A 25,739-nucleotide genomic window follows, 5' to 3' on the forward strand; every position below is an offset into this window, starting at 1 on the left:
TCGCAGGCACGTTCCGTGCGTTCGTGACCGGCTTTCGGCCGCTAGCCATCGGACACCGGGGGAGTAGTACCCCGAGGTGCCCGGTGAACTTCCCAGAGTGAGTCGGCTGCGTCTGCGACCGAGGAATCCACCTCGACACCGACGCTGGAGACCTCCTCGCGCGAGCGCCATGTCTGGGTCATCACGTCGCCGGTCGCGGCGTACACGTCACGATCGATGTCCGTCCGGTTGTGCAGGTGTCCGGACATCGACGCCGCCGCGGAACCCCCGGGTCGAGCCGGGCTACAGGACAGCAGGACCAACGGCCCCGGCCTCGTGGCCAGCGCTTGCGCCAGATGCTTGTTCCCTGCCAGCAACTGCGCGTACGTCGCTCCATCGATCTGCACCGGTTTCGATCCCCAACGACCCGCCTTGACCGAGATATGGAACGTACGGGCGTCCGCGTGCGCATGCGCGTACACGGGATCGGTGTCCGCCCACGGCGCCGCACGCCGACGGCCGAATACCCACTTGGGCTTCTTCGCCTCCGGATCCTCCTTCCAGAACGCGTAGTGCACGTGATCGCTGGACCTGAATTTCGCGCGCGCCCATCGCTTCTTGCTCCCGGCATCGCCACTTCTCGAAGGGAACGACACACCGATGACGTTCCCTTGCGAATCTCTCAGGGGAATGCTGACGACGTCATCGGCTCGGAAGTGGACGAACCGGCCCGAACGAAGATCCGCCCCCACCATGCGCCGGGCCACGGGTTGTGTGTCCGGATCCCGGAAGGGGAGTGCACCTTCCGCATCGGCGTGCTCGAGGCGCACGGCCGTCCCCCGCAGCTGAGCGCTGGTGGCCGTGAGGCGGCCTGCCACTGTTCGCGCCGCATTCCCGACGGCCGTATCCAGACGCCCGATCATCTGGGCGAATACGGGTAACACCGTGCGCACTCACAAATTTCGGCCGGAGTTCCGCAAACTCTCCGCCACCAGGCGGAACGGTGCCGGTCCGCCAGGATTGAACAGGACATCGGCGCCCGAGGGGATGACTGCGGGAAGTTCGCTGCCCAGCACCGGCCACCAGTGGCCGGAACCAACGTCCACCTTCTGGGCTTCGGCGGTGGCGACGAGCACACACGGGACGCCGTCCGGCGCGGTGTCCACGATCGGCTGGTCCTGCTCGTCGCACAGGATCTCGACCACCGAGTCGCGGATCAGCTCCACCAGCTCCTCGCCGACCGGCTCGCCCGCGGCGATCGAGCGCAGCAACGCATCCGTGGGGTCGGTCGGCGTCTCGTCGTCGCCGGGAAGGTATTCCGGATTCGGCTGGAACGGACCGGCTTTGCCGTCCTCGCCCATCATCCAGCCGCCGACGACGGCTTCCGTGGGTGGTTCCGACCAGGGGGTGGGCGGCTTCCACCCGGGATCGAGTAGTAATAGCCAGTCATCACGCCGGATCGTCCCCGGTTGCGGCTCTCTCACGCAAACTGCCCTTCTCGACAGGGTCCCTCATCATCGAACCGCGAAGTCTTTGCCGTAATCATCGGTCTGGCACAGTCCGAGCAAACCCCGGGTATTCCCAAGCTGGGGAAGGTCTGGCCATAGGCAGCCAGTGCCGTCACCGTGACGCGAGCGGCCTGATGGCGTGCGGTGGGGCCTGGCGGCCAGCGGCCGGATGGATGCTCGGTCGGAAACCGATGTTTGTGTCCAATTGGACACAGGGCACAAGCGGCACAGCCGCGACAGAGCGTCCTAATCGGACGATATTCGCTCGGCCTGTGCCAGACTGGCCAAGCACAGTAATGCACTCCTCACCCTGGGAGGACCGTCTATGACGAATTCTGTTGCGCCACTCGAATTGCCCGAACCCCTGGTCATCACGCTGGGGAATCTGAAGGGCGGTGTCGGCAAAACGACATCGGCGTTCTTCTTGGCGAGTTACTTCGCTTCGGTGCACGAACTGCGGGTGCTGGTGATCGACGCCGACCCGCTCAGCCAGACCGGGTACTCCTGGTATCGGCGGCTGGTCAAAGGGGGCGTAAAAGTGCCGTTCGAGCTGGTTGCATTCCCTTCTCGGCATGTCAACGACTGCATCACCGACAATGCGGCTGATTTCGACGTCGTCATCGTGGACGCCGGGGGAGAGTCCGCCGAGATCTTCAAAGCCGCTATTCCCGAGAGCGATGAACTCTTGCTGTTGACGAGCGTGAGCCCGTCCGAAGTCAAACGTGTGCCGAGCACCTTCAAAGCAGCGGAGGAGGCGGCGGCCGGTAGCAACCGGGAAATCCGGGTGCGGGTGCTGATGACCAAAGTTCCGGTGATCATCAAGAAAGGCGTGAACGTCTCGACCGAATACCGGGCGCAACGAGGGCACCTGGAAAGCGCTGGGTACGACGTGTTCAATTCCTATCTGAGCGCGTGGAAATGGTATCGGGAGGCGGCCGACGGGGAGGTCGGCGAGGGCGCCGAGAACCCGATCGAGGATCTGGGCGAGTACCGGCAGGTGGGCGACGAACTGGTGAACTCCTACCGCCTCCTCATGGAGGTGTCGGCCTGATGCCTCCGCAACGCAGGAAAGGCTCGATCGGCGGCGCCAATCCGCTATCCGACGGCGCCGAGCACACGCCACCGGTCTCGCCGCTGCGCGATGCCGAATGGCGGCGTCCGAAAGTCGCTGTGAGCCCGAATGTTCTGACCATGCCGGTGCCGGACGCGGGTGATGGTCCGCTGAGCGATCGGGAACGGGTCCAGCTGACGGCGTGCGAGTCGTCGATCGACACGCTGCGCATCGCATTCTGGGCGGCCGGGCGTGCTCTGCAGATTGTCCGGGACGGCCGGCTGTACCGCGACAGCCACGAGACCTTCGACGAGTACGTGGAACAGCGGTGGGACATGCAGAGGTCGTATGCCCACAAGCTCATTCGCGCTTGGCCGCTGGCTGCCCGGCTGCATCCGGTGGCGCCCGCGATCAATGAGGGCCAGGTTCGTGAATTGCTGCCCATAGCAGCCGAATACGGCGAGGACGCGGCGGTCACCGTCTACACCACGATCGCCGCGGGCCCCGACGTGAAGGTGACCGCGGGAAAGCTCCGGCAGGCGATCGCGCTGCTTCCCGAACGCTATGAGGAGGACGTGGTGGTCGAGCGCCTCCAGGCGTGGCTGCGCGGTGAACTGCCGGAGGACCCGAACGATCGTGCGGCGGATATCTTCAGCACCATGGAATCCCGGCTCGCGGCGCTGACCAGGCGCGTCGTCAAGGGATCGAGCGACGATCCGCGCGCGGCCCGTGAATTCGCGGCGAGGCTGCGCACGATCGCGAAACAGATCGAGGAGCAGATCACCGCATGAATTCATAATTCAGAAAAGCCGTAGCGAAACGAGTTATGGTTTTGTTACGAAATATGCGCGTGTTGGGCTTTACGTGATGTGTTCTATGCCGAAAGGTGAACGCTCGGATCGGATCCGCTGGACTGACGAAGCACCGTGATGGTTTTCGAATCAATTCGAGGTCTTTGGTCGAGTCCGTCGTGCCGGGAATTACGGCGACGTACGGGCCGCCCGCCGAAGAACGACGATATGAGCATCGGAGGACCGCATCATGGCATCATCGACCGACGTCCGATATATCCGCTACCTACGACGTGCCGTTTTCTGGGCACTCACCGCCGGAGCGGCCGCCCTCATGGGCATGCTGTTCAGCGCCGCGGAGGCATCGGCCCAGCCGGTGACCATCCCCGGCGTGGGAACATTCGAGATCTCCGATGAGATTTCATTGCCCGGCCCGCCCGAAGAACTGTTCCGGCACCACGCGATACTTCCGGTCACCGACGCTCCGGTGACGGCCGCGATATACGAAATCGAGAACTCTGCCGCCGCTTCGCTTCCGGAAATCGAAATAGCGCCTGCCACGCTCGGCCCGGCGATCGAGTCCCCGGTTTCGGTGGTCGTCCCCGTGATCGAGGTGCCGCTGCCGACGATCGTTCCGGCGATCGAGATCCCGCTGCTGGGCGCGCTTCCGGCAATCGAGCTTCCCTTCCTCGCGGACATTCCGCAGATCATGCCCCGGGCACCCACCCCGCCCGCCACCGTGATACCGCAGAAGTCCGCAGGTGAAATGGCAGTCGACGCGGCACGAACCAAACTCGGCGCCGATTACAACTACGGCGCGGTCGGCCCCGACTCCTTCGATTGCTCGGGACTGGTGCAGTGGTCATACGATCAGGCCGGTGTAGAACTCCCGCGCACCAGTTACGACCAGCTCGCCACCGGAACCCCGATACCGCTCGATGATCTGCGACCGGGCGACATGGTCTCGTTCTACGGCGGAAGCCACTCCGCCCTCTACGCCGGCGACGGCAAAGTCATCCACGCATCGACCTACGGCACCGGGGTGACCACCTCCCCGCTCTCTTCGATGCCGGTGACCGGCGCCCGCCGATTCTGACTTCCTCGAACTACTCGACAGCCACCACAGCCGCGAGCACCGGCAGACGCGTGGCAGCGGTTTCACTGAGTGAGGGGACCGTGACGGTCCAGATGCAGGTAGGTGAATCCGGTGACGAACAGGCACACGACGGTCGCGGTGATCAGCATGGCCCAGCCGGCGACCAGCAGGCTCAGCAGTCCGCCGAGCAGTGCTCCGATCGCGAAACTCGCGTAGAGCAGGAAGTATCCGAGCCAATCCGCGTAGTCGCCGCCGCTGATATGACGTTCGATGCCCTGCCCCAGCTTGACCAGGGTTCCCGTGACATAACTGAGCGGTACCGACACCTCACCGTTCTGCACGAACGACGTGTTGAGCGCCCCGACGCCGAAGGCGACGAACATGATCGGCAGCAGCCCGATCGGCTCGGTGGTCGTCTGGTACTCCAGGATGTCGATGACGCAAGCGAGCGCCAGGCAGACGGTGGTGAGCAGAGTGGGTCCGTGCGGGTGCCCGGACCAGTAGCGCCTGCGGCACCACGAGGCCACGACCACCCCGGAGAGGAACGACATCAGCAAACCGGCGGCCGCCAACGCCATGTCCGGCTCGTCGTGGAAATACCCGAGGACGGCGCGTTCGGTATTGCCCGTCATGAAGGTGACGAAATAGCCAGCCGTATGCATGAACGCCGCCGCGCCGATCAGCCCGGCGAGGGCGGCCAGCACCCAGGACAGTCTGGCCTCGCTGTCGAAAAGCGCCTCTTTGCGACTTTCTTCCAGCTCCGGCACAGGTCGAACTCCTTCCGGTAAGGGGCGACACCCAGTGAAGCAGGCTTCTCAGCGGAATCCGCCAACGCAGCGCCGGTGGTTGCGAATCGATCGCCATCGCTCGACGGCGGCAACTGGTTCCTGCGCGGTGACCGAGTAGCGCCAAATCTGGCAGGAGCCCTCCGCGTAGAGGCGGGCGCTCGGCCGAGGCCGCCCCGGTCGGTCGCGGCTCGGTTACCGTGCTGAGGTGGATACTCTGCTCGATTTCCTGGTGACCGAGCCGGTCGCGACGGCGCCGCTCGATGATGTCGCCGCGGCGTGGACGCGACACCAGGTGGCCGCGAATCGATTCGAACAGCCGGTGGAGGTGGCGATCGCGGGCGGTTTCGGCGCCGATCGGCTCGGTTTCGCCTTCCTGTCCGGTTATCAGGAGGCGTTGCGCACGTTGATTCCGGACCTGCCGGACGACGAGCTGGTCGCGATGTGCGCGACCGAGGAGGGCGGCGGTCACCCCGCCGCGATCCGCGCCACGCTCACCGAACGGGACGGCGTCTGGGTGGTCAACGGGACGAAATCGTTCGTGACGATGGGTTCTTTCGCGCGGCGGCTGGTGGTGATCGCCAGCGTGGGCACTTCGTCGGACGGGCGGAATATGTTGCGCGCCTGCATGATCGATGCTCGCGCCACCGGAGTGCACCGGACCGATCATCCCGCACTGCCGTTCGCGCCCGAGGTCGCGCACTCTTCGGTCGTGCTGACCGACGTGCCCGCCCGCGTGCTTCCCGGCGACGGGTATCTGGACTACCTCAAGCCTTTCCGCACGATCGAGGACATCCACGTGCTCGCCGCCACTTCGGGCTGGCTGGTACGGGTAGCCCGAGCGTCGGACTGGCCGCGGGCGAGCAGGCAGCGGTTGCTGACCCTGGTGGCCGCCGTACGCGGCCTGGATATCGATGCGCCGAGTTCCCCCGGTGTCCACATAGCACTCGGCGGCCTCTTCGAATTGTTCGGTGATCTGCTGGCCGGATTCGAGCCGCTGTGGCCGACAGCGGACCTGGTGACCAGGCAGCGGTGGGAGCGAGACCGGCCACTGCTCGCGACCGCGGGGCGCGTGCGCGGCCAACGGCTGGCCGCCGCGTGGCGTGCGGTCGAACCGCCCGGACCGGTCGGAACAGGGGCTTGACCTGGCCCGGAAATGGGGAGCGGGCCTCGGCGAAGGGGGGGAGTTAGCCGAGGCCCGCGTAGGGTCGGCCCGGGGGGGAGGGGCCGACGTGAACGATGCTACTCGATGATGTGCGATCGTGTGTGCGTGGGACTACCACTTTCCAAGTTTTTTCGGGCGGGATTACTTTCCGGATCGCTGGTAGCCGACACCATCGGTTGAGCGGGCGCCCGCACTGATCCTGACCGTTGGCCCGATATTTGCCAAAATCCTTGGCGAGCAAGATGTTCCGTACTGCTATGTGGACATGACCTGCTGCGGCGCCGAGCGCCGCGAACCATGCCGACCGGTCGCCGTACGACAAATCCAGCGCAGGCTTCGGGCGTGTCGACCGCCTCTGAACGGTGTGCCGCATGTCGCGACGCGAGCACGGCATCGAAACCTGTCGTACGGCGATGCGAACATACGTTCGTGTCCACTATCTCGACAGTACGGGCGGAACGCACCACCTCATCACAGCGTCGTGCGCGCGAGCTTCCGCTGTGCGAGTACGGGTCTCACGCGATTCGGGTAGTCCGCTACGCACGCTTCGCCGCCCGGGCACGCGGGATCATCGAACCGGTCGCATTCCGATCCGGTACCCCCGAGCACTACTGGATCGGAATGCGGCCTTCTCGCGTGAGGCGATTTCCCCGGTCGTTGCCCGGCCCGCCGGAACAAATCGGATGAATTTGTCGGTGGCCAGGACAATACTGACTCGGGTATCGGCCGGTCACCCGATCCAGCGAATTGATCGGCGCCCAGGACTCCTGGCGTCGCAGGCCGACCACAGAGAACATCAACCTCAGGAGAATCATGCCCGACGCAATAGTCGCCGAGGGTCTGGTCAAAAGATATGGCCAGCTGGTGGCCCTCGACGGACTCGACTTGCGGGTCCCGGAAGGAACCGTCACCGCCCTGCTCGGACCCAACGGCGCAGGTAAGACCACCACCGTCCGGGTGTTCACCACCCTGCTGGTGCCGGATGCCGGACATGCGACGGTCGCGGGAATCGACGTGCTGCGCGATCCGCAGACGTTGCGCTCGCACATCGGGGCGTCGGGACAGTACGCCGCGGTAGACGAATACCTGACCGGTTTCGAGAATTTGGAAATGGTGGGACGTCTCTATCACATGGGCGTGCAGCGAAGTAAGGAACGCGCGCGCGAATTGCTCGAACGATTCCGGCTCACCGAAGCCGCGGACCGGCCGGTCAAGGGTTACTCCGGCGGCATGCGGCGTCGCCTCGACCTGGCCGGCGCTCTGGTCGCGAATCCACCCGTCCTGTTTCTCGACGAGCCGACCACCGGCCTGGATCCCCGTGCGCGCCTGGACCTTTGGGACGTCATCGAGGAACTCGTCGCGGGCGGGACCACGCTGCTGCTCACCACCCAGTACATGGAGGAGGCCGACCGGCTCGCCGACTCCATCGCCGTGATCGACCACGGCAAGGTGATCGCCAAGGGCACCGCGGACGAACTCAAGACCATGGTCGGCGGCGACCGCATCGAGCTGACCGTTGATCGCGCGGACAATCTCGGCACGGCCGAGGCCGCGCTGAAGAGCTTGGCCGACGGCGAGATCCATCTCGAGCCGGGATTGCGCCGGATCATCGTCCCGGTCGCCGACGGATCACAGGCGCTGGTCGAGGCGGTCGGACGGTTGGCCGAGCACAACGTGCAGATCCACGATGTCGGCCTGCGGCGCCCGTCGCTGGACGACGTCTTCCTCACGCTCACCGGTCATGAAGCGGTGTCGACCGCCGACGGCCACAAGGCGAACGACAAGCTGGAAGCTACGGAAGGAACGATCCGATGACCGCGACGGCCCCGGCCCCGGTGCGGCCCTCGCTGGGCGAGCGACTGTCCATCGTGGTCAGCGACAGCGTGACCATCGCGAAACGCAACGTCATCAAGATCAAGCGGGTCCCCGATGTCCTGATCTTCTCCACGCTCTCGCCGATCATGTTCGTGCTGTTGTTCGCCTACGTCTTCGGCGCGGCCATCGACGTGCCGGGTCTGTCCGGCGGCTACCGCGAGTTCCTCATCGCGGGCATCTTCGCGCAGACCGTGGTGTTCGGCGCGACCTTCACCGGCGCGGGCCTGGCCGAGGATATGCAGAAGGGCATCATCGACCGGTTCCGCTCGCTGCCGATGGCCTCGTCGGCGGTGCTGGTGGGTCGCACGATCAGCGACGTGGTGATCAATGTGGTGAGCCTGACGGTCATGTCGGTGACCGGTCTGGTCGTCGGCTGGCGGATCCGCGGATCGTTCCTGGACGCGGTGCTGGCCTACATCCTGCTGCTGCTGTTCGCCTACGCGGTGTCCTGGATCATGGCCGTGGTCGGTCTGCTGGTGCGGGCGCCCGAGGTGTTCAACAACGCCAGCTTCATGGTGATCTTCCCGCTCACCTTCATCGCCAACACGTTCGTCCCCAGCGAAAAGCTGCCCCCCGTGCTGCGCGTGATCGCGGAATGGAACCCGGTGTCGGCACTCACCCAGGCGACCCGCGATCTGTTCGGTAACACCAACCCGCTCGCACCGACGCCGGAAGCCTGGTCGCTGCGGCATCCCGTCATCACCTCCCTGGTCTGGGTGGTGGTGATCCTGGTGGCGTTCGTGCCGCTGGCTCTGCGTCAGTACAAGAAGACCGTCAGTCGCTGACCGGCGACATTCGGGTCAGTGATCGTGTTCCGCGCCGGCTTCCGCCAACGAGGTCGGCGCGGAGCCGTTGCGGGAGTATCCGATGCGCGGTGGCGCCGGGGCGGGTTCGGGCTGCTGCGGCCTGCGGGTACGGATCAAATAGGCCACGCCACCGGCCAGCGCGACGGCGGCCGCGACGATGAGCCGGTTACGTGAACGCGAAGAGACATGCAGGCGCCCCGAGGTCATGGGAACCACTCTATGCACAGCTCGGCGATTCGCGCAGGAGTCCCAGCTCACAGTGCGGTCCGGCCCAGTTCCGCGGCCGAGCCGCCGACCGTGGCACGATGGGCGGCGTGACCTCACCGAATCAGACATCCGTGGCAACGCTGCACACGAATCACGGCGATATCAAGCTCTCGCTCTTCGGTAACCACGCGCCCAAGACGGTCCGCAATTTCCTAGGTCTCGCCGACGGTTCGGCGCCGTACACCACCTCGAACGCCAGCGGCGGCAGTAGCGGCCCGTTCTATGACGGTGCCCTGTTCCATCGCGTGATGGCCGGCTTCATGATTCAGGGTGGCGACCCCACTGGCACCGGTCGTGGCGGCCCCGGCTACGAATTCGGCGACGAGTTCCACCCGGAGCTGCGCTTCGACCGGGGTTATCTGCTGGCGATGGCCAACGCGGGGCCGGGTACCAACGGCTCACAGTTCTTCATCACCGTCGGCCGTCAGCCGCACCTCAACCGCAAGCACACGATTTTCGGTGAAGTGGTGGACCCGGATTCCCGGAAGGTCGTCGACGCGATCGCGACCACCAAGACCGATCGCAACGACCGGCCCTTGGAGCCGGTTGTCATCACCAAGATCACGATCGAATGAGACTATGAATCCCCAGCCGCCCGCACCTACGTGCGTCCGCCATCCGAATCGCCCGACCGGCCTGGCCTGCACGCGGTGCGGGCGGCCGTCCTGTGCGGAGTGTCTGCGTCCGGCGGCCGTCGGCCAGCATTGTGTCGACTGTCTACGTTCGGATCAGCGCAGTGTCGCGCCGGTGCGGACGGTCTCGGGCGCAGCGGCGGCCCGGACGGCCGCACCCTATGTGACCTATGCGCTGATCGCGATCAACTCGGTGATCTACGCGCTCACCGCGGCACAGGCGAAGAGCCTGATGGACAACCAGCGTGGCTCCGCGCTGTTCCTGGACTGGGTGCTGTGGGCACCGGCCGTCGCGGATGGCGAATGGTGGCGAGTGCTCGGCTCCGGGTTCCTGCACTACGGTCCGATCCATCTGCTGCTCAACATGTTCGCCCTGTACGTGGTGGGCCGGGACGCCGAACTGGTGCTCGGGCGCTTGCGCTATCTCGCCGTCTACCTGGTATCGCTGCTCGGCGGATCGGCCGCGGTCATGCTGTTCGCGCAGAACAGTCTCACGGCGGGCGCGTCCGGCGCGGTGTACGGGATGTTCGGTGCGATCACGGTCATTCTCATCCGGTTGCGGCAGAACCCGAATCAGATGCTCATCCTCATCGGCATCAATGTCTTCATCAGTTTCTCGTTGCCCGGCATCTCGCTCTGGGGGCACCTCGGTGGTCTGGCAGCGGGCACGCTCGCGACGCTCGGCATCCTGTTCCTGCCGGCTTGGCTGCGGGTGAAGACTCCGGAGGCGGCACGGGCGGTCGGCTGGGTGTCCGTGGCGGTGCTCGCGATCGCGGCGCTGGCGTTGGTGTCGGTAGGCGCTATCACTTCGACTGCCTGACACCGCGATTCGCTTCACGTGAAACATTCGCGTCCGGGTGTGCCGACGACCCGGGCGCGGGTCAGCGAGTCTTGTCTTCGGTGAGCCGGAGTGCTTCGACCAAGTCGTGGTACACGATCTCCGGGTTGACGCCCAGGTCCCAGCGGCCGAAGATCAGCAGCCGCTCCGCGCCGTCGCGCTCGACGTCGAGTTCCAGCATGGGCGTCTTGCGCCCGAGGCGCCGGTAGCTCACCACGCGGGCACGGACGATTTGGCCGGGGGTGTACTCGTCCGGCCCGGTCAGCGTGCGCACCACCAAGCGGGGTCGCGCACCGGACACGACGGACAGCCGCGGGCGTTGCCGGAATCCGAGCCCGGCCAGGGCGAGCAGGCCGACGGCTGCCAGCCCGACGAGCAGGCGGCTGGCCGCCTCGGTGGTGAGGATCGCGGCGATGGCCAGCGCGATGCCGCCCACCGTGACGGCGACGAGCGCGGCTGTCGGCGTGGTCCAGGCATGGCTCGGCTCAGCGTGCTCCCCTGGGCCGGGTGCCGCGGGCTCCGGACTCACAGCACTTCCCCATCGCTCCTCGAGTTGTCCACAGGCTCATCCACAGGTGTGCATGAATGACACGTCTGTAATCCGTGTCGACGCCGCCACGCTCAGCGCCAGCGCATCGTCATGATCAGGCCCACCACCATCAGGCCGAAGCCGATCAGGAAGTTCCAGGCGTTGAGGTCGTTCATCCAGCTGATCTGCTCGGCCGCCAAGTAGTAGACGAGCAGCCAGACCAGCCCGGCGAGCATGAACCCGAGCATGATGGCGACGTACCAGACCGGAGACGGCCCAGCCTTCACCTTCACCGGGGTCCGGCTGGCGGGGTTGATCGTATAGTCGGTCTTCTTACGGACCTTCGACTTGGGCATGACGTCCTCGTATTCGGCGGCAGGTCGTGCTTACTAGGCTATCCCAACAGGTAATGGATGCGACGCGGTGCCGTGCCGGGACGTAATCTCGATGCCATGCGTGTTCTGGTCGTCGACAATTACGACAGCTTCGTCTTCAACCTGGTGCAGTACCTCGGTCAGCTGGGTGTCGAGGCCGTCGTCTGGCGCAACGACGATCCGAACCTGGCCGACGTCGGCGCGGTCGTGCGCGACTTCGACGGCATCCTGATCAGCCCAGGCCCCGGCACCCCGGACCGCGCGGGCGCCAGCATCCCGCTGGTGCGCGCGTGCGCCGAGCAGAATGTTCCGCTGCTCGGCGTGTGTCTCGGCCACCAGGCGATCGGCGAGGCGTTCGGCGCTACCGTCACCAGGGCTCCCGAGCTGTTGCACGGGAAGACGAGCGAGGTCTTCCATATCGGCGCAGGCGTGCTGGCCGGCTTGCCCGACCCGTTCACCGCCACGCGATACCACTCGCTCACCGTGGTCGAGGACACCTTGCCGGAGGAGATCGAGGTGCTCGGACGCACCGAGAGCGGGATCGTGATGGCTCTGCGTCATCGCACGCTGCCCATCCACGGCGTGCAGTTCCATCCGGAATCGGTGCTGACCCAGGGTGGGCACCGGATGCTGGCGAACTGGCTCGGCGTGTGCGGGAAACGTCCGGCCGAGGGCTTGGTGCAGACGCTGGAGGCGGAGGTCGCCGCGCTGGTGCTGCAGTGACCCGTCCGCATGTGCTGCTGTCGGTGGCGATGAGCATCGACGGCTACATCGATGACGCGAGCCCCGAGCGACTGCGTCTGTCCGGCGCGGCGGACTTCGATCGGGTCGACCAGGTCCGCGCGGACTCCGACGCCATCCTGGTCGGAGCGCAGACGCTGCGCAGTGACAATCCGCGGCTGCTCGTCGACAGCGCCGATCGCAGGGCGACTCGCGTCGCGGCGGGCAAGCCGGAGTATCCGCTGAAGGTGACGGTTTCGGCGAGCGGCGACCTGGATCCCGAGCTGCGGTTCTGGCAGCACGGGGGCGACAAGCTCGTCTACACCACGAAGGCGGGCGCGATGAAACTCACCACCCGGCTGGCCGGGCTGGCCGAGGTGGTGGATCTCGGCGCCGAACTCGACTTCGGTGCGCTGCTGGACGATTTGGGCAGGCGAGGTGTCGACCGTCTCATGGTGGAGGGAGGCACCCGCATCCACACCGCGTTTCTCGCTGCCGATCTGGCCGACGAACTGCACCTCGCGGTCGCCCCCATCCTGGTCGGCGACGTCGCGGCCCCTCGCTTTCTCGACCCGGCCGACTTTCCGGGCGCGCCCCATCGCAGGATGCGGCTCACCGGCGTGACGCAGGTAGGCGACGTCGCAGTGCTGCGCTATCTGCCGAAGCCCGACATGCACTGACGCCGGTGCCATACGTCGAGTATCGGCGTATGCGCCACGGCGCGAAGGGTGCGCGAACCGCGGACGACCGTCGGCCGTCCGCGGCCCGAGTTCACGCGGCATTCCTGCCCGGCTCGCTGTGGCATCGGCCGGTCCGGCCTGCCGAGCGGGAGCCACCTCAGTGACGGCGCGGTGTCGAAGTGCTCGTGTGGACGTGGAGATGTGGTCGGTGAACTACCTCCGCGCCGACCCTGGATTCAGGGGCGTCCGTAGACGGCGGTCACGAACTCGCCGAGCTGGTTGTCGTCCAGATGCCTGGCCAGATCCGCCTCGCTGATCATGCCGACCAGCCGTTTGTTCTCGATCACCGGCATGCGCTTGACCCGGTTGCTTTCCATCTCGTCGAGAACTTCCTCGATGTCGGCGTTGGCGTCGACCCACCGCGGCGTCGCTTCGCACAGTTCGGAGACCTTGCAGGCCGATGTGTTCTTGCCCTGTGCGATGCACTTCACGACGATGTCGCGGTCGGTGACGATGCCGCACATTCGCTCGTTCTCGTCCGAGACAATCAAGGACCCGACGTTGAGTTCGGCCATGGTTCGTGCGGCCTGCTCGATCGTCGTGTCCTTCGGGATCCACTGAACGCCGGGTTTCATGATGTCCCTGGCAGTGGTCATGAGCTACCTCCTCGTGCTCAGCTGCGCTGATTGGGATGGAGCAGCATTATTCTCCCGCAATTCACACCGGATGGTCTCGTTTTCTCGATACCGGCTACGCGGCCGGTCACGGCGGGCCCAGCACCCCCACACCGACCAGGATGGCGCTGTTCTTCTGGATCGAACTGCCCGCGGACGGTTGCTGGCTGAGGATGCGGCCGACATTGCCCGCGTCGAAGGTGCCCTGCGGCGACTGGCTGATCTGGCTGGTGCTACCGGTCCACCCTTCCGCGCGCAGCTTCTCCACCGCCTGCGAAACGGTGAGACCGAGCAGCGACGGCATCTTCAGATCACCCGCGGACACCTGGATGGTGACCGTGGAGCCTTTCTCCGCGTTGCTGCCGCCCGCCGGACTGGAAGCGACCACTTCGCCCTTGGGCTTGGCGGATTGCACCTCTTGGACGACCACCTTGAAGCCGTTGCCCTCGACGTTGGGCTGCGCCACATCGATCATCTGGCCGACGACGTAAGGAACGCGAACCGCCTCCGGGCCGGTGCCGATCGTGACCACGACTTCCCAGTCGACGTCGACCTTCGAACCCGGCGACGGGTTCTGCTCGATCACCTGGTCCTTCTCGGCGGTGCTCGACGGTTTGCGCTCGACGTTCGGATTGATCCGCAGGCCCTTGGAGTTCAACACCTGCTCGGCCTGCTCCTGGGTCAGTCCCGTGAGCTTCGGCACCTGGACCTGGGCGGGCCCGGAGGACACCTGGACGGTGACCGTGCTGCCCTCGTCGATCCGTGAGCCGCCGAGGGGCTGGGTCGCGATCACGTTGCCCGTGGCGACCTTGCTGTCGGGTTTCTGCTGGATCGCCACTGTGAAGCCGAGCTTCTGCAACGCGTCCTGCGCCTGCTGCGAGGACTTGTTGGACAGGTCGGGAACGGCGACCTGGTCCGGTCGGCTTCCCGGCCCGAGCAGGACCCAGAACAGCGCGAACACCACGGCGACGGCCGCGACGGCGCCCAGCGCGATGTAGGCGGTCCGGCGCCGGGGGTTCGGCTCGGCCGGATCCTGCTCGGCGGTGTCGTCTTCGCGCTCGACGGTGCGGTAGGTGCGGGGCGCGGGTTCGTCCGCGCCCATGATGGTGGTGCGGTCCTCGTCGGTCATCACCATCGGCGCGATGGGCTTCTGGCCGCCGAGCACCCGGATCAGGTCCGCGCGCATCTCGGCGGCGGTCTGATACCGGTTGGCCGGGTTCTTGCTCATCGCCTTGAGCACCACCGAGTCCAGCTCGCGCGGTACCCCTGGGTGCACGTGGGAGGGCAGCCGCGGGTCTTCCCGGACGTGCTGGTATGCGACGGCGACCGGCGAGTCACCCGTGAAAGGCGGCTCGCCGGTGAGGATTTCGAACAGCACACAGCCGACTGAGTAGACGTCCGAGCGGGCGTCCACCGTCTCGCCGCGCGCCTGTTCCGGCGATAGGTACTGGGCGGTGCCGATCACCGCCGCGGTCTGCGTCATCGGGTTGGAGCTGTCGGCGATCGCGCGCGCGATGCCGAAGTCCATCACCTTCACCGCGCCCGCCCGGTTGATCATGATGTTCGCGGGCTTCATATCGCGGTGCACGATCCCGGCCTTGTGGCTGAAATCCAAGGCGGCGCAGACGTCCGCGACGACCTCCATCGCGCGGCGCGGCGGCAGCGGTCCCTTGCCGCGCACGATGTCGCGCAGCGTGTCGCCGTCCACGTACTCCATCACGATGTACGGCAGCGGGCCGCCGTCCACCTCGGCCTCGCCGGTGTCGTAGACCGCGACGATGGCCGGATGGTTGAGCGCGGCGGCGTTCTGTGCTTCGCGCTTGAACCGGAGATAGAAGGTGGGGTCACGGGCCAGGTCCGCCCGCAGCACTTTGATCGCCACGTCCCGGCTCAGCCGGATATCGCGCGCCTTGTGCACCTCGGACATACCGCCGAACCCGATGATCTCGCCAAGCTCGTAGCGAGACGAGAGGTTCTTCGGGGTCGTCATGGCAATCCTTGCGAAGAAGTAGCGGGTCCGCTGCGGGTGGCCGAAGGCCCACGGGCACCGGGAATCTCGGGGAATGGTAGGTCGAGAGTCGGAACGCGCGGCCGGGTGGTGGTGCTGGGCGCGGTGGTCGTCGGCTTCGTCGTGCTCGGTGCCGTGGTGGTGGGCGGCGGGGTGGTCGTCGTCGGCTCCGGTGTCGTGGTCTTCGGCTCGGTGGTGGGCGGTTCGTAGGTCTCGGTGTCCACCGGCGGAGGTGCGGGCTTGGCGGTGGTGGTGCTGGCCACCGGCGGGACGGGCTTGGGGGTCGGCGCGATCGTCGTGGTGGGCGACGGCGTCGAATCCGGGTTGGTGTCCCCACCGAACAGCAGGAAGATCGTGAGCGCGCCGAGCAGTACGGCGCCGACGCCCAGACCCGCCAACCATTTCTGTGTCGAGGTGAAACGCTTACCGTCACCCGGCGGCTGATCGCCCGCCGCGCCCCGGCTCAGCACGGTGGCCGGAGCGGCGACCGTGCCCGCGCGGTTCGCCGCGCCCACCGAACCTGCCGCGGGCGTCGAATAACGCACCGTCGCACCGTCGAAGTCGCTTGGCGTGGAGGGGATCACGGCGGTCGGGCCGGGTGGGAGCACCCGCGTGGCGCCGGTGAGGGGCGCGGCGGGGTGGGCATTGCTCGGCGACGGCGGACGACGACCCGCGCGCACCGCGGCGACCGCGTCGGCGAACTCGCCACCGCTGGCGTAGCGGCGCGCGGGGTCCTTCTCCATCGTGATCTCGATCAGTTCGCGCACGTTGCCGGGAAGATCGGCCGGCATCGGGGGCGGAGTCTCGCGAACGTGCTTCATCGCGACGGTGATCGCACCGTCGCCGGTGAACGGCCGCTGTCCGGCCAGCACCTCGTAACCGACCACCGCGAGCGAGTAGACGTCGCTGGCCGCGGTGGCGTCCTCGCCCACCGCCTGTTCCGGGGCGATGTACTGGGCGGTGCCCATCACCATGCCGGTCTTGGTCACCGGGGAGGCGTCCACCGCTTTGGCGATGCCGAAGTCGGTGATCTTCACCTGTCCGGTCGGCGTGACCAGGATGTTGCCCGGTTTCACGTCGCGGTGCACGACGCCCGCGCGATGCGCCACCTCCAGCGCGCGCCCGGTCTGCTCGAGCAGGTCGAGGCCTTGCGCCACCGACAGCCTGCCGAGCCGGTTGAGCACGGTGTTCAGCGGCTCGCCCTGCACGAACTCCATGACCAGGTAGGCGATCTCGCTGCCCTGCGGGTCGATGGTCTCGCCGTAGTCGTAGATCCCCGCGATGCCGGGGTGATTCAGCTGGGCGGTGGTCTTCGCCTCGGTGCGGAATCGATGCCGGAACGTCGGGTCGGCCGAGAACTCCGACTTCAGCACCTTGACCGCGACCCTGCGGTCGAGCCGGGTGTCCAACGCTTCCCAGACCTGGCCCATGCCGCCGGTCGCGATCAACCGCTGCAGCCGGTACCGGTCGGCGATCATCGCACCGTTGTTCAGCATCGAGGTCCCCGTACCTTCACTCGCACATCCATATCGTTCAGCCCCCTCGAAGACCGGCGTTCAGGACCGCGCGAGCCACCGGCGCGGCCACCGAGCCACCGGTCGCGGCAAGCGCCCGGTCCCCGCCGTTCTCCACGATCACCGCGATGGCGATCTTCGGGTTCTGCGCGGGGGCGAACGCGATATACCAAGCATGCGGCGGCGTGCTGCGGGGGTTGGACCCGTGCTCCGCGGTGCCGGTCTTGGACGCGATCTGATAAGGGGTCTGGCCACCTCCGGCGGTGTTGCTCTCCGACGCGATCATCAGGTTGGTCAGAGTCGACGCTACCTCGGCGCTGACGGCCTGGCCGACCGAGACCGGCTTGGTCTTGGTCAGCTCGCTCAGGTCCGGGCCCTGCAATTGATCGACCAGGTAGGGCTCCATGCGGACGCCGCCGTTGGCGATGGTCGCGGCGACGACCGCGTTCTGCAGAGGGGTCAACGCGACGTCGCGCTGCCCGATGCTGCTCTGGGCCAGCGCGGCCTCGTCGGCGATCGGTCCGACGGTGCTCTCCGCCACCGGCATCGGGATCCCGCGGTGCGGGCCGACACCGAACGCGGCCGCTTCGTCCTTGAGCCGCGCGGAGCCCACCTTGAGCCCGAGCTCGGCGAACGCGGTGTTGCACGAGCGCCGGAACGCCTCGAACAACGAAGCGGTCGGGTTCGGACCGCACGTGGAGCCGTTGTAGTTCTCCATCGGGACGCTGGTGCCGGGCGGCGTGAAGTTCGGCGCGGCGGTGAACTGGTCGTCGGGAGTCGCGAGGCCGTTGGCCAGCGCGGCGGCGGTGACCACGACCTTGAACGTGGACCCGGGCGGGTAGGTCTGGGAGATGGCGCGATTCAACATGGGATGGCGCGGATCCGCACTCAGGGTTTCCCACGCCTGGGTGCCGCGTGCGCCGTCGTGCCCCGACAACCGGTTCGGGTCGTAGCTCGGCGTGGACACCATGGTGAGGATCTTGCCGGTGCTCGGCTCGATCGCCACCACCGAGCCGGTGTAGTCCTTGCTGGTCAGCTGGTCGTAGGCGACCTGCTGCATCACCGGGTCGAGCGTGGTGAGCACGTTGCCGCCGCGCGGATCCCGGCCGGAGATCAGGTCGACGAGGCGGCTGCCGAACAACTGACTGTCGGAGCCGTTGAGCACCGAATCCTCGGCGCGCTCCAACCCGGTGCTGCCGTACTGCATCGAGTAGAAACCGGTCGCGGGCGCGTACGCCTCCGGCTCGGTCGGGTAGGTGCGCAGGTACTTGTAGCGGTCGTCGGTCGCGATCGAGCTGGCCAGCACGGTGCCGCCGGCGGAGATCTGCCCGCGCTGGCGGGAGTACTCGTCCAGCAGCACGCGGGAGTTGCGTGGGTCGGTGCGCAGGTCGTCGGCCTTGATCACCTGCACGTACGTGGCGTTCGCCAGCAGCGCGACGACCATCACCATCACCGCGACGGCGACCCGGCGTAGTGGAGTGTTCATGTCAGGGGCCCCGCTTCCGGTCGTCCCGCGTCGCGGCGCAGCAGTTCGGTCTGCGCGTCGGCGAGCGGCGCCGGCTCCTTCTTACGCACCGGGGCGGGCGCTCGGGCGGCATCGGAGATCTTGATCAGCAAAGCCAGCAACGCGTAGTTCGCCAACAGCGAGGACCCACCGTAGGACATGAACGGGGTGGTGAGGCCGGTCAGCGGAATCAGCTTGGTCACACCGCCGACCACGACGAACAGCTGGATCGCGATGGTGAACGACAGGCCGGCCGCGAGCAGCTTGCCGAAGCTGTCGCGCACCGCGAGGGCGGTGCGCAACCCACGCACCACGAATACCAGGAACAGCACCAGCACCGCGGTGAGCCCGATCAGCCCGAGTTCCTCGCCGATGGTGGTGACGATGAAGTCGGTCTTGGCGAACGGCACCTGGTTGGGCCTGCCGCTGCCCAGGCCGGTCCCGGCAAGTCCGCCGGTGGCCAGGCCGAACAGCGACTGGGAGATCTGATAGCCGGTGTTGTTGTAGTCGTCGAACGGGTGCAGCCAGGTCTCCACCCGGACCCGCACGTGGCCGAACAGCCGGTAGGCGAACAGGAATCCGAGGGCTAGCAGTCCGCCGCCGATGACCAGCCAGCCGACCCGTTCGGTGGCGATGTAGAGCATCACCAGCACGGTGCTGAAGATCAGCAGCGAGGTGCCGAGATCCTTCTCGAACACCAGCACGCCGATGCAGACGATCCAGACGGCCAGGATCGGGCCGAGGTCGCGGCCGCGCGGGAACTCCATGCCGAGCACGTGCCGTCCGGCGGCGGTGAACAGTTCGCGCTTGGCGACCAGCACCGAGGCGAAGAAGATGATCAGCAGGATCTTCGCGAACTCGCCCGGCTGGACGCTGAAGCCGGGCAGCCGGATCCAGATCTTCGCGCCGTTGGTCTCGGAGAAAGCGCTGGGCAGCAGAGCGGGGATGGCCAGCGCGACAAGGCCGATCAGGCCGAGGGTGTAGCTGTAGCGGGCCAGCGTGCGGTAGTCGCGCAGGGCGATCAGCAGCGTGATGAACACCAGCGTGCCCAGCGCGGTCCACAGGATCTGCTGGGTGGCGTCGGGGGAGGGGGTCGACCACGAGTTGTAGGCGGCGGTCTGCTGGTCGGCCAGATCGAGCCGGTGGATGAGCACCAGGCCGAGGCCGTTGAGCAGCGCGACGATGGGCAGCAGCAGCGGATCGGCGAACGGGGCGAACCGCCGCACGGCCAGGTGCGCGATCGCGAACAACGCCAGGTAGGCCAGACCGTACTTGGCGATGTCCCAGGTGATCGACTGTTCCTGACTGGCCTCGACCAAGAAGAGGGACACGGTGGTGATCACCGCCGCGGCCGCGAGCAGCAACAGTTCGACGTTTCGTCGGGTGCTCGGCGGTGGCGCGGGAGCGAAGCCGCCCGGGGGACTGGGAAAAGCTCCAGCCGACGGCGGTGCCGGCGCGGACATCAGTCCGTCACCCGGCAGCTCTCCCCCGTGATCTGGGGGGTCGGCGATGTGCTCGACGGCGTGGCAGGAGCCTCCGACTTCGTCGGCGTCTTGATTTCGGTGCCCCTGGCATCACCCTGCTCCGGCGCCGGTGCGGGCGCACCGGTGGCCGGTGGGGGCGCGGCGCCGTTGGGCCCGGGCGGTGGGGGCTCGGCGGACGGGACGACCCCGGGCTGCGGCGCCGCTTCCTTGACCGGGCACGGCGGCAGCAGTTCGCGCTGGGCGAGGTAGGTCATCGAGTCTCTGGCTTTGTCCAGCGAACCCGGCGGCAACCCTTTGTCCACCTGATCGCGGCCGGTCTGCTTCAGGTCACTGACCTTCAGCGGCTTGCACGAGGACGGCACGTCCTGGCCCGGCTCGGTCAGGGTCAGCTCACCGTTGCGGGTCACGCACCCGACCAGGTTCACGTCGTGGATGGAGTAGCCGAGGATCGACCCGGGCAGCCCGCGCAGCACGACGACCGAACCGTCGTCGGCGCCGACGTAGTAGTTGCTGCGGATCATCTTGTAGCCGACGACGAGCCCCACGCAGACCGCGACGACGAGCGCCAGCGCGAGCACGATCCAGCGCAGCCGGTGCGACTTCTTCGCGGGCGGCTCGGGCGCCGCGGCGGCCCGGCGCGGCGCGGCGCGCGGCGGACGCAGGGCAGAGGCCCGGCCCGCGGCGGTGTTCGGCGGAGGGCTGTCCTCGTCGACGCCGGACGCGGCGCCCGCCACGATCGGGTGGCTCTGGCCGTAGTCCAGATCGATGACGTCGGCCACCACCACGGTCACGTTGTCGGGACCGCCGCTGCGCAGCGCCAGCTCGATGAGCCGGTCGGCGCACTCGTCGGTGCTGCCCTCACGCATCGTGTTCGCGATGGTCTCGTCGCTGACCACGTCGGACAGACCGTCGGAGCACAGCAGGTAGCGGTCGCCTGCGCGCGATTCGCGCATGATCAGCGTCGGCTCGATCTCGTTGCCGGTGAGCGCGCGCATGATCAGCGAACGCTGCGGATGCGTGTGCGCCTGCTCCGGTGTGATCCTGCCCTCATCGACCAGCGACTGGACGAACGTGTCGTCCCGGGTGATCTGGGTGAGCTCGCCGCCGCGCAGCAGATAGGCGCGCGAGTCGCCGATGTGCACGAGGCCGAGTTTCTTGCCCGCGAACAGGATTGCGGTGAGCGTGGTGCCCATGCCGTCGAGCTCGGGCTCCTCCTCGACCTGATCGGCGATGGCGGCGTTGCCTTCTCGGGTCGCCGCGTCGAGCTTGCCGAGCAGATCGTCGCCGGGTTCGTCGTCATCGAGATGGGCGAGCGCGGCGATCATCAACTGGGACGCGACTTCTCCCGCGGCATGGCCGCCCATGCCGTCGGCGAGCGCGAGCAGTCGTGCGCCCGCGTACACGGAGTCTTCGTTGTTGCCTCGGACGAGACCGCGGTCGCTGCGCGCTGCGTAGCGGAGAACAAGTGTCACGATCGCAGCTCGATCACTGTCTTGCCGACACGGACGGGCGTGCCGAGCGGAACTCGGACCGCGGTGGTGACTTTCGCGCGATCGAGGTAGGTGCCGTTCGTCGAACCGAGGTCTTCCACGTACCAGTCGTCACCACGCGGCGACAGTCGCGCATGTCTGGTCGAGGCGTAATCATCGGTGAGTACCAGCGTGGAATCGTCCGCACGCCCGATCAGCACCGGTTGGGTGCTGAGCGAGATGCGAGTGCCGGCGAGTGAACCCTGAGTCACCACAAGAAATTTGGCGCCCTTCTGGCCCCGGCTGAAGGATGGCAGCACCGCGGAACCGCGCGCGGCCCTGGGCTGAATCCGAATGCCGGATGCCGCGTAGATGTCGCTGCGCAACGTGCGCAGCACAGCCCACACGAACAACCACAACAGCAGCAGGAACCCCGCACGGGTCAATTGCAGGATGAGTCCCTGCACGGCGCTCCACCTCCTGTTCGACCGTGTACGTAGGTGCGGTTCGACCACCCCCACCAGCCTGCTGGTCTTGCCGGCCCCGGTGTCGGCGCCGCGCGTGTGTTGGCAGCATCATAGGGCCGTCGGTCGATTTCGATCACGATAAGACCGACGAATCCCTCGAGAGCCATGTCGTGACCTGCACCGCGAGCTTACGGGATCAGACGATACGGATCAGGATCTCGGAGTGCCCGGCACGGATGACGTCGCCGTCGGCGAGTTGCCAATCCTGCACCGGGGAGCCGTTCACCAGGGTGCCGTTGGTCGAGCCGAGGTCGGACAACATCGCGGTCTGCCCGTCCCAGCGGACCTCGATGTGCCTGCGCGAGACGCCCGTGTCGGGCAGCCGGAAGTGCGCGTCCTGGCCGCGGCCGATGATGTTGCTGCCTTCCCGCAGCTGGTAAGTCCGGCCGCTGCCGTCGTCCAGCTGGAGGGTCGCCGAATAGCCCGAACCGGCCTGCGGCGCGGCGCCGTAGCCTTGCCCGCCCGCGTAGCCCTGTGCGGCGCCGTAGCCCGGTTGCTGGGAATAAGCCTGGCCGTAGCCGCCCGGCTCGTCCTGGGCGTAGCCACCCTGTTCGGGGTAGTTCTGATCCGCGTAGTTCGGATCGGTGTAGCCCGACTGCCCGTATCCGGGCTGGCCATAGCCTGGCTGGCCGTAGCCCGGCTCGGCGTAGCCCTGCTGGCCGTAGCCCGGCTCGGCGTAGCCTTGCTGGCCGTAACCCGGCTCGGCGTAGCCCTGCTGGCCGTAACCCGAGTCGCCGTAGCCTTGCTGGCCGTAAGCGCGGTCGCCGTAGCCGCTCTGCTGGCCGTAGCCCGCTTCGCCATAGCCCGGCTGGCCGTAGCCCGGCTCGGCGTAGCCCTGCTGCCCGTAGCCCTGGCCGCCCTGCTGGTAGTCGTAGCCGTTCTGGTAGTCGCCGTAACCCTGCTGCGCATCCGGCGCCTGGTAATCCGCCCCGTACGCGCCGCCGCGGCCGTAATCGTCGCGGTACGCGCCGTTCTGCGCACCGCCGCGACCGGCAGGCGGTGGAGCGTACCCGCGGTTGCGTGGATCGGACTCCGCGGGCTCACGGCTCGGGTCGTAGCCTGAGTTCTGCGTCATGGGGCCAGCTCCTGGTTGCGGGTTTGCAGGTCGTTGTGGCGGTGATTCGGGGCCGCGAGCCGCGCTGGCTCTGTGTCCGACGTCGGGATCGACGCGGCCACTCGCCCTGAACTGTCCGGTGTGCAGCGTAGGTGATGCCTCGAACGCCACGTGTACTTCGCCGTAGGTCTGCCAGCCTTGCTCGCGGATGTAGTCCTGTAGATGTTTGGCGAACGCGCGGGTGGTGAGGTCGTGGTCGGCATCCAACTGCTGGTGATCGGAAGAGTTGATCGTGATCACATAGCTGTTGGGTGCCAGCAGATGCCCGCCGCCCACGTCTTGGACATGATCGGCGGCCTCGCGTTGCAGCGCCGCCTCCACCTCCTGTGGTACGACACTGCCGCCGAATACTCTGGCGAACACGTCACCGACGGCGCCTTGCAGACGACGCTCGAATCGCGAAACGATGCCCATCTCGGCCTCCCTTCGGTGAGCGTTTCTTCCTGATTCGTAACAACGACACACGCGTATGGCGTGTCGTTGATCGACCACGTTCATTGCATGATATCCACGATCGTCCACACCTGTAACTCTTGGCGACAGCCCTGGGTTCCCGTGCCTGTCCAGCCCCCCGGTCAGGCCTCTGAAATGGCGATTTCGTATCCGACGTGAGGCCGTGATACTGTCTCCCAGTCGCTCGGGCGAGTGGCGGAATGGCAGACGCGCTGGCTTCAGGTGCCAGTGTCCTTCGGGACGTGGGGGTTCAAGTCCCCCTTCGCCCACACATTGCGGAAAGCCGCGTATCAGGTTCCTCTGATACGCGGCTTTCCTGTTTTCGTTGCGGTCAGTTCTGCGGACCGTGGCGGTCGATGAAGCGCTGCTCCAAGGCCGCGATGACTCTCACCTGATCCACCGCCGACGACGAAGGCGCGAACTCGCCGTCGTCGACGATGTAGAAGACGGCTCGTTCGGCTGCCTGCGCGTTCTCGGGCGCGGGCACGTACACCTTCCAGCCGAAGCGGAAGCGGTCGGCGGTCAGCTTCGACAGCGGGTAACCGGTGGTGTCCAGCTGCCGTCCGGTGATGTAGTCGCGCACCCGGCTGATCGCCTGCTCGGCGGGCATCGGCTCCGGCGCCGTGGACAGCAGCCCCGCCACCGAGAACTGATAGAGCGCGCCGTCGATGTCGAAACGGCCGTCATCACCGAAGACGGCGACCAGTGCCGCCCGCGTCACTCTCCCCGCCTCTGCGGCGGACAACAAAGCTCCGATCGCCTCGGGCGTGTCCTGGCCCAGGCGGTCGGAAAGGGTTCCCGCTACGATCTTGATCGCCGTCTCGCGCGTCCACACGCCCGGCACCGCGGGCGCGCACTCCTGGGCGGGCGGCGACTGCCCGCGGTACCAGCGCCCTGCCTCCCACCAGTAACAGAACGACAGCAGCCCCGAGGCCGCCCGCGGATTCAACACCGGGTCGGCGACCCAGTCCGGTGCACCGCCGTACAGCTCCGGCATCGGTGCGCCCGCGTTGTAGACAGCGTCCAAGGTGGGTGCGTTCCACACGCCACCCGAGAGCACGGCCCGCCCCGCCGGAAGCGCGTGCAAGGTCGACCCGCCGCGTGCGGTGCCTTCGAACACCCCGACCCAGGGCAGCATCCGCGGCCCCCATTCCGACTTCGCCGCCACGAAGGCCGCGGCGATCGTCGTCCATCGCGCCCACATCTGCGGGAACGGCGGGAACTCGTTCTCCGCCAGCACCGCCCACACCTGTTCGGCCCGGTCTTTACGAGCCTGCGCGGCGGCTTGCTGCGGAGTACGCCGCTGCCGGTCCCCATGTCCGATATACGCGGCCAGCCACACCGGCAGCTTTCCGCGCGGGTACGCCTCCAGGTCGGCGCGATATGCCTCCGGCACGAACAGCTGGCCGTCCGGGAAGGGCTCGTCGCCGTAGTCGTAGGCGACATCTATCCCGCCGGAGCTGGTCATCGCGATCACCATCCGCCACCACGGTTCCGCACCAGAGCCGGCCGCGATCGCACGATGCTCCCGGACGAGGGCAAGCGCCGACTCCGGCGGGTCCACCGACATCGCCTGCTCGCCGACGGTGTATACGAGCTGGGCGATCTCGCCCGCCACCGTGACCGCGAACGCTGCGTCCACCCGCGTCCACCCCGTGGGCGCGTGCGCCGCCAGCGCACGAGCGAGCGGGTGTTCGACGGTCAGCCCACCGGGTTCATCCGCCACGTCGTCCTCCATATCGATATCTCGCCACTGGTCTCGCTTGCCCACCGCCGAGTAAGCAGTGCTCGTCGGCGGTGGCGACGCGAACGTCGAAGATAGCCGGGGCACGACACGACGTGCTCAGCGCAGATCGGTCGAACCCGCGACCTGCGTGTCGCGAACGAGCTTTATTT

The 25,739-nt window shown here is 67.1% G+C and carries 25 protein-coding genes and 1 tRNA gene; 11 read left to right on the forward strand and 15 right to left on the reverse strand.

The window, feature by feature from the left end; translation table 11 throughout:
* Positions 1-41: 41 nt before the first annotated feature.
* On the reverse strand, positions 42-557 hold the full coding sequence (locus tag LTT66_RS12855) for a hypothetical protein (protein WP_233067134.1): 516 nt from the start codon (positions 555-557) through the stop codon (positions 42-44).
* Between the two features lie 375 nt (positions 558-932).
* Complete coding sequence (locus LTT66_RS12860) at positions 933-1,463, reverse strand: type VII secretion system-associated protein (protein ID WP_233067137.1); 531 nt, start codon at positions 1,461-1,463, stop codon at positions 933-935.
* A 376-nt stretch (positions 1,464-1,839) separates the two neighbouring features.
* On the opposite strand from LTT66_RS12860, the gene LTT66_RS12865 reads away from it, so the two are divergent.
* The 3 genes from LTT66_RS12865 (at position 1,840) to LTT66_RS37585 (ending at position 4,425) form a co-directional block, all read left to right on the forward strand.
* Positions 1,840-2,538, forward strand: coding sequence for a ParA family protein (locus LTT66_RS12865; protein WP_274749991.1), 699 nt, complete (start codon positions 1,840-1,842; stop codon positions 2,536-2,538).
* Complete coding sequence (locus tag LTT66_RS12870) at positions 2,538-3,329, forward strand: hypothetical protein (protein ID WP_233067139.1); 792 nt, start codon at positions 2,538-2,540, stop codon at positions 3,327-3,329. The genes LTT66_RS12865 and LTT66_RS12870 overlap by 1 nt, the downstream gene beginning before the upstream one ends.
* Positions 3,330-3,948: 619 nt before the next feature.
* Positions 3,949-4,425, forward strand: a complete 477-nt coding sequence (locus tag LTT66_RS37585; protein WP_233069203.1) for a C40 family peptidase — start codon at positions 3,949-3,951, stop codon at positions 4,423-4,425.
* Positions 4,426-4,487: 62 nt separating this feature from the next.
* On the opposite strand, the gene LTT66_RS12880 is transcribed toward LTT66_RS37585, so the two are convergent.
* Positions 4,488-5,192 carry a YoaK family protein gene (locus LTT66_RS12880; RefSeq protein WP_233067141.1) on the reverse strand — a complete coding sequence of 235 codons (705 nt, stop codon included), beginning with the start codon at positions 5,190-5,192 and terminating at the stop codon, positions 4,488-4,490.
* Positions 5,193-5,418: 226 nt separating this feature from the next.
* Here LTT66_RS12880 and LTT66_RS12885 point away from each other — a divergent pair, with 226 nt between their 5' ends.
* The 3 genes from LTT66_RS12885 (at position 5,419) to LTT66_RS12895 (ending at position 9,035) form a co-directional block, all read left to right on the forward strand.
* Entirely contained in the window at positions 5,419-6,354 is a 936-nt protein-coding gene (locus LTT66_RS12885) for an acyl-CoA dehydrogenase family protein (RefSeq protein ID WP_233067143.1), read from the forward strand.
* Positions 6,355-7,188: 834 nt separating this feature from the next.
* Entirely contained in the window at positions 7,189-8,190 is a 1,002-nt protein-coding gene (locus tag LTT66_RS12890; RefSeq protein WP_233067146.1) for an ATP-binding cassette domain-containing protein, read from the forward strand.
* Entirely contained in the window at positions 8,187-9,035 is an 849-nt protein-coding gene (locus tag LTT66_RS12895) for an ABC transporter permease (protein WP_233067148.1), read from the forward strand. The genes LTT66_RS12890 and LTT66_RS12895 overlap by 4 nt, the downstream gene beginning before the upstream one ends.
* A 15-nt stretch (positions 9,036-9,050) precedes the next feature.
* On the opposite strand, the gene LTT66_RS12900 is transcribed toward LTT66_RS12895, so the two are convergent.
* Entirely contained in the window at positions 9,051-9,263 is a 213-nt protein-coding gene (locus tag LTT66_RS12900; protein WP_043684422.1) for a hypothetical protein, read from the reverse strand.
* A gap of 107 nt (positions 9,264-9,370) precedes the next feature.
* On the opposite strand from LTT66_RS12900, the gene LTT66_RS12905 reads away from it, so the two are divergent.
* Both LTT66_RS12905 and LTT66_RS12910 read left to right on the forward strand, forming a co-directional pair.
* The gene (locus tag LTT66_RS12905; protein WP_269822019.1) at positions 9,371-9,898 is read left to right on the forward strand and encodes a peptidylprolyl isomerase; all 528 of its coding nucleotides are present in this window, start codon (positions 9,371-9,373) and stop codon (positions 9,896-9,898) included.
* A gap of 4 nt (positions 9,899-9,902) precedes the next feature.
* The gene (locus LTT66_RS12910; RefSeq protein WP_233067150.1) at positions 9,903-10,775 is read left to right on the forward strand and encodes a rhomboid family intramembrane serine protease; all 873 of its coding nucleotides are present in this window, start codon (positions 9,903-9,905) and stop codon (positions 10,773-10,775) included.
* 61 nt (positions 10,776-10,836) lie between these two features.
* Here the strand turns inward: LTT66_RS12910 and LTT66_RS12915 are convergent, their stop codons facing one another.
* Positions 10,837-11,322, reverse strand: coding sequence for a PH domain-containing protein (locus tag LTT66_RS12915; RefSeq protein WP_233067153.1), 486 nt, complete (start codon positions 11,320-11,322; stop codon positions 10,837-10,839).
* Between the two features lie 92 nt (positions 11,323-11,414).
* Positions 11,415-11,678, reverse strand: coding sequence for a cell division protein CrgA (crgA, locus tag LTT66_RS12920; RefSeq protein ID WP_040871406.1), 264 nt, complete (start codon positions 11,676-11,678; stop codon positions 11,415-11,417).
* A gap of 96 nt (positions 11,679-11,774) precedes the next feature.
* Here crgA and LTT66_RS12925 point away from each other — a divergent pair, with 96 nt between their 5' ends.
* Positions 11,775-12,419 (forward strand): aminodeoxychorismate/anthranilate synthase component II, encoded by a 645-nt coding sequence (locus LTT66_RS12925; protein ID WP_181722279.1) that lies wholly within the window; start codon positions 11,775-11,777, stop codon positions 12,417-12,419.
* Positions 12,416-13,096, forward strand: coding sequence for a RibD family protein (locus LTT66_RS12930; protein WP_233067156.1), 681 nt, complete (start codon positions 12,416-12,418; stop codon positions 13,094-13,096). The genes LTT66_RS12925 and LTT66_RS12930 overlap by 4 nt, the downstream gene beginning before the upstream one ends.
* 236 nt (positions 13,097-13,332) lie before the next feature.
* Here the strand turns inward: LTT66_RS12930 and LTT66_RS12935 are convergent, their stop codons facing one another.
* From LTT66_RS12935 to LTT66_RS12970, 8 genes are all read right to left on the reverse strand, one after another.
* The gene (locus tag LTT66_RS12935; protein ID WP_043684432.1) at positions 13,333-13,752 is read right to left on the reverse strand and encodes a CBS domain-containing protein; all 420 of its coding nucleotides are present in this window, start codon (positions 13,750-13,752) and stop codon (positions 13,333-13,335) included.
* 106 nt (positions 13,753-13,858) lie between these two features.
* Positions 13,859-15,760, reverse strand: coding sequence for a Stk1 family PASTA domain-containing Ser/Thr kinase (gene pknB, locus LTT66_RS12940; protein ID WP_233067159.1), 1,902 nt, complete (start codon positions 15,758-15,760; stop codon positions 13,859-13,861).
* Positions 15,757-17,274, reverse strand: coding sequence for a protein kinase domain-containing protein (locus tag LTT66_RS12945; protein ID WP_233067162.1), 1,518 nt, complete (start codon positions 17,272-17,274; stop codon positions 15,757-15,759). The genes pknB and LTT66_RS12945 overlap by 4 nt, the downstream gene beginning before the upstream one ends.
* Before the next feature lie 37 nt (positions 17,275-17,311).
* On the reverse strand, positions 17,312-18,778 hold the full coding sequence (locus LTT66_RS12950) for a peptidoglycan D,D-transpeptidase FtsI family protein (RefSeq protein ID WP_233067165.1): 1,467 nt from the start codon (positions 18,776-18,778) through the stop codon (positions 17,312-17,314).
* Entirely contained in the window at positions 18,775-20,259 is a 1,485-nt protein-coding gene (locus LTT66_RS12955; protein ID WP_195067078.1) for an FtsW/RodA/SpoVE family cell cycle protein, read from the reverse strand. The genes LTT66_RS12950 and LTT66_RS12955 overlap by 4 nt, the downstream gene beginning before the upstream one ends.
* Positions 20,259-21,752: a PP2C family protein-serine/threonine phosphatase gene (locus LTT66_RS12960; RefSeq protein ID WP_233067168.1), complete on the reverse strand. Its 1,494-nt coding sequence runs from the start codon at positions 21,750-21,752 to the stop codon at positions 20,259-20,261. Before LTT66_RS12960 ends, LTT66_RS12955 begins: the two co-directional genes overlap by 1 nt.
* On the reverse strand, positions 21,749-22,216 hold the full coding sequence (locus tag LTT66_RS12965) for an FHA domain-containing protein FhaB/FipA (protein WP_195101069.1): 468 nt from the start codon (positions 22,214-22,216) through the stop codon (positions 21,749-21,751). The genes LTT66_RS12960 and LTT66_RS12965 overlap by 4 nt, the downstream gene beginning before the upstream one ends.
* A gap of 196 nt (positions 22,217-22,412) precedes the next feature.
* Positions 22,413-23,804, reverse strand: coding sequence for a DUF3662 and FHA domain-containing protein (locus LTT66_RS12970; protein ID WP_195067076.1), 1,392 nt, complete (start codon positions 23,802-23,804; stop codon positions 22,413-22,415).
* Between the two features lie 225 nt (positions 23,805-24,029).
* Between LTT66_RS12970 and LTT66_RS12975 the strand changes: the two genes are divergently transcribed.
* Positions 24,030-24,112 (forward strand) — tRNA-Leu (locus tag LTT66_RS12975).
* 62 nt (positions 24,113-24,174) lie between these two features.
* Here LTT66_RS12975 and LTT66_RS12980 read toward each other — a convergent pair.
* Positions 24,175-25,569: a hypothetical protein gene (locus tag LTT66_RS12980; RefSeq protein WP_233067172.1), complete on the reverse strand. Its 1,395-nt coding sequence runs from the start codon at positions 25,567-25,569 to the stop codon at positions 24,175-24,177.
* Positions 25,570-25,739: the final 170 nt, after the last annotated feature.

This window comes from Nocardia gipuzkoensis, assembly GCF_021183645.1.
Classification (GTDB): domain Bacteria; phylum Actinomycetota; class Actinomycetes; order Mycobacteriales; family Mycobacteriaceae; genus Nocardia; species Nocardia abscessus.

Coding starts and splice junctions, on each gene's coding strand:
- LTT66_RS12870 (WP_233067139.1), top strand. CDS start 2,538: ATGCCTCCGCAACGCAGGAAAGGCTCGATCGGCGGCGCCAATCCGCTA.
- LTT66_RS12890 (WP_233067146.1), top strand. CDS start 7,189: ATGCCCGACGCAATAGTCGCCGAGGGTCTGGTCAAAAGATATGGCCAG.
- LTT66_RS12895 (WP_233067148.1), top strand. CDS start 8,187: ATGACCGCGACGGCCCCGGCCCCGGTGCGGCCCTCGCTGGGCGAGCGA.
- LTT66_RS12900 (WP_043684422.1), bottom strand. CDS start 9,263: ATGACCTCGGGGCGCCTGCATGTCTCTTCGCGTTCACGTAACCGGCTC.
- LTT66_RS12910 (WP_233067150.1), top strand. CDS start 9,903: ATGAATCCCCAGCCGCCCGCACCTACGTGCGTCCGCCATCCGAATCGC.
- crgA (WP_040871406.1), bottom strand. CDS start 11,678: ATGCCCAAGTCGAAGGTCCGTAAGAAGACCGACTATACGATCAACCCC.
- LTT66_RS12925 (WP_181722279.1), top strand. CDS start 11,775: ATGCGTGTTCTGGTCGTCGACAATTACGACAGCTTCGTCTTCAACCTG.
- LTT66_RS12935 (WP_043684432.1), bottom strand. CDS start 13,752: ATGACCACTGCCAGGGACATCATGAAACCCGGCGTTCAGTGGATCCCG.
- pknB (WP_233067159.1), bottom strand. CDS start 15,760: ATGACGACCCCGAAGAACCTCTCGTCTCGCTACGAGCTTGGCGAGATC.
- LTT66_RS12945 (WP_233067162.1), bottom strand. CDS start 17,274: ATGCTGAACAACGGTGCGATGATCGCCGACCGGTACCGGCTGCAGCGG.
- LTT66_RS12950 (WP_233067165.1), bottom strand. CDS start 18,778: ATGAACACTCCACTACGCCGGGTCGCCGTCGCGGTGATGGTGATGGTC.
- LTT66_RS12955 (WP_195067078.1), bottom strand. CDS start 20,259: ATGTCCGCGCCGGCACCGCCGTCGGCTGGAGCTTTTCCCAGTCCCCCG.
- LTT66_RS12970 (WP_195067076.1), bottom strand. CDS start 23,804: ATGGGCATCGTTTCGCGATTCGAGCGTCGTCTGCAAGGCGCCGTCGGT.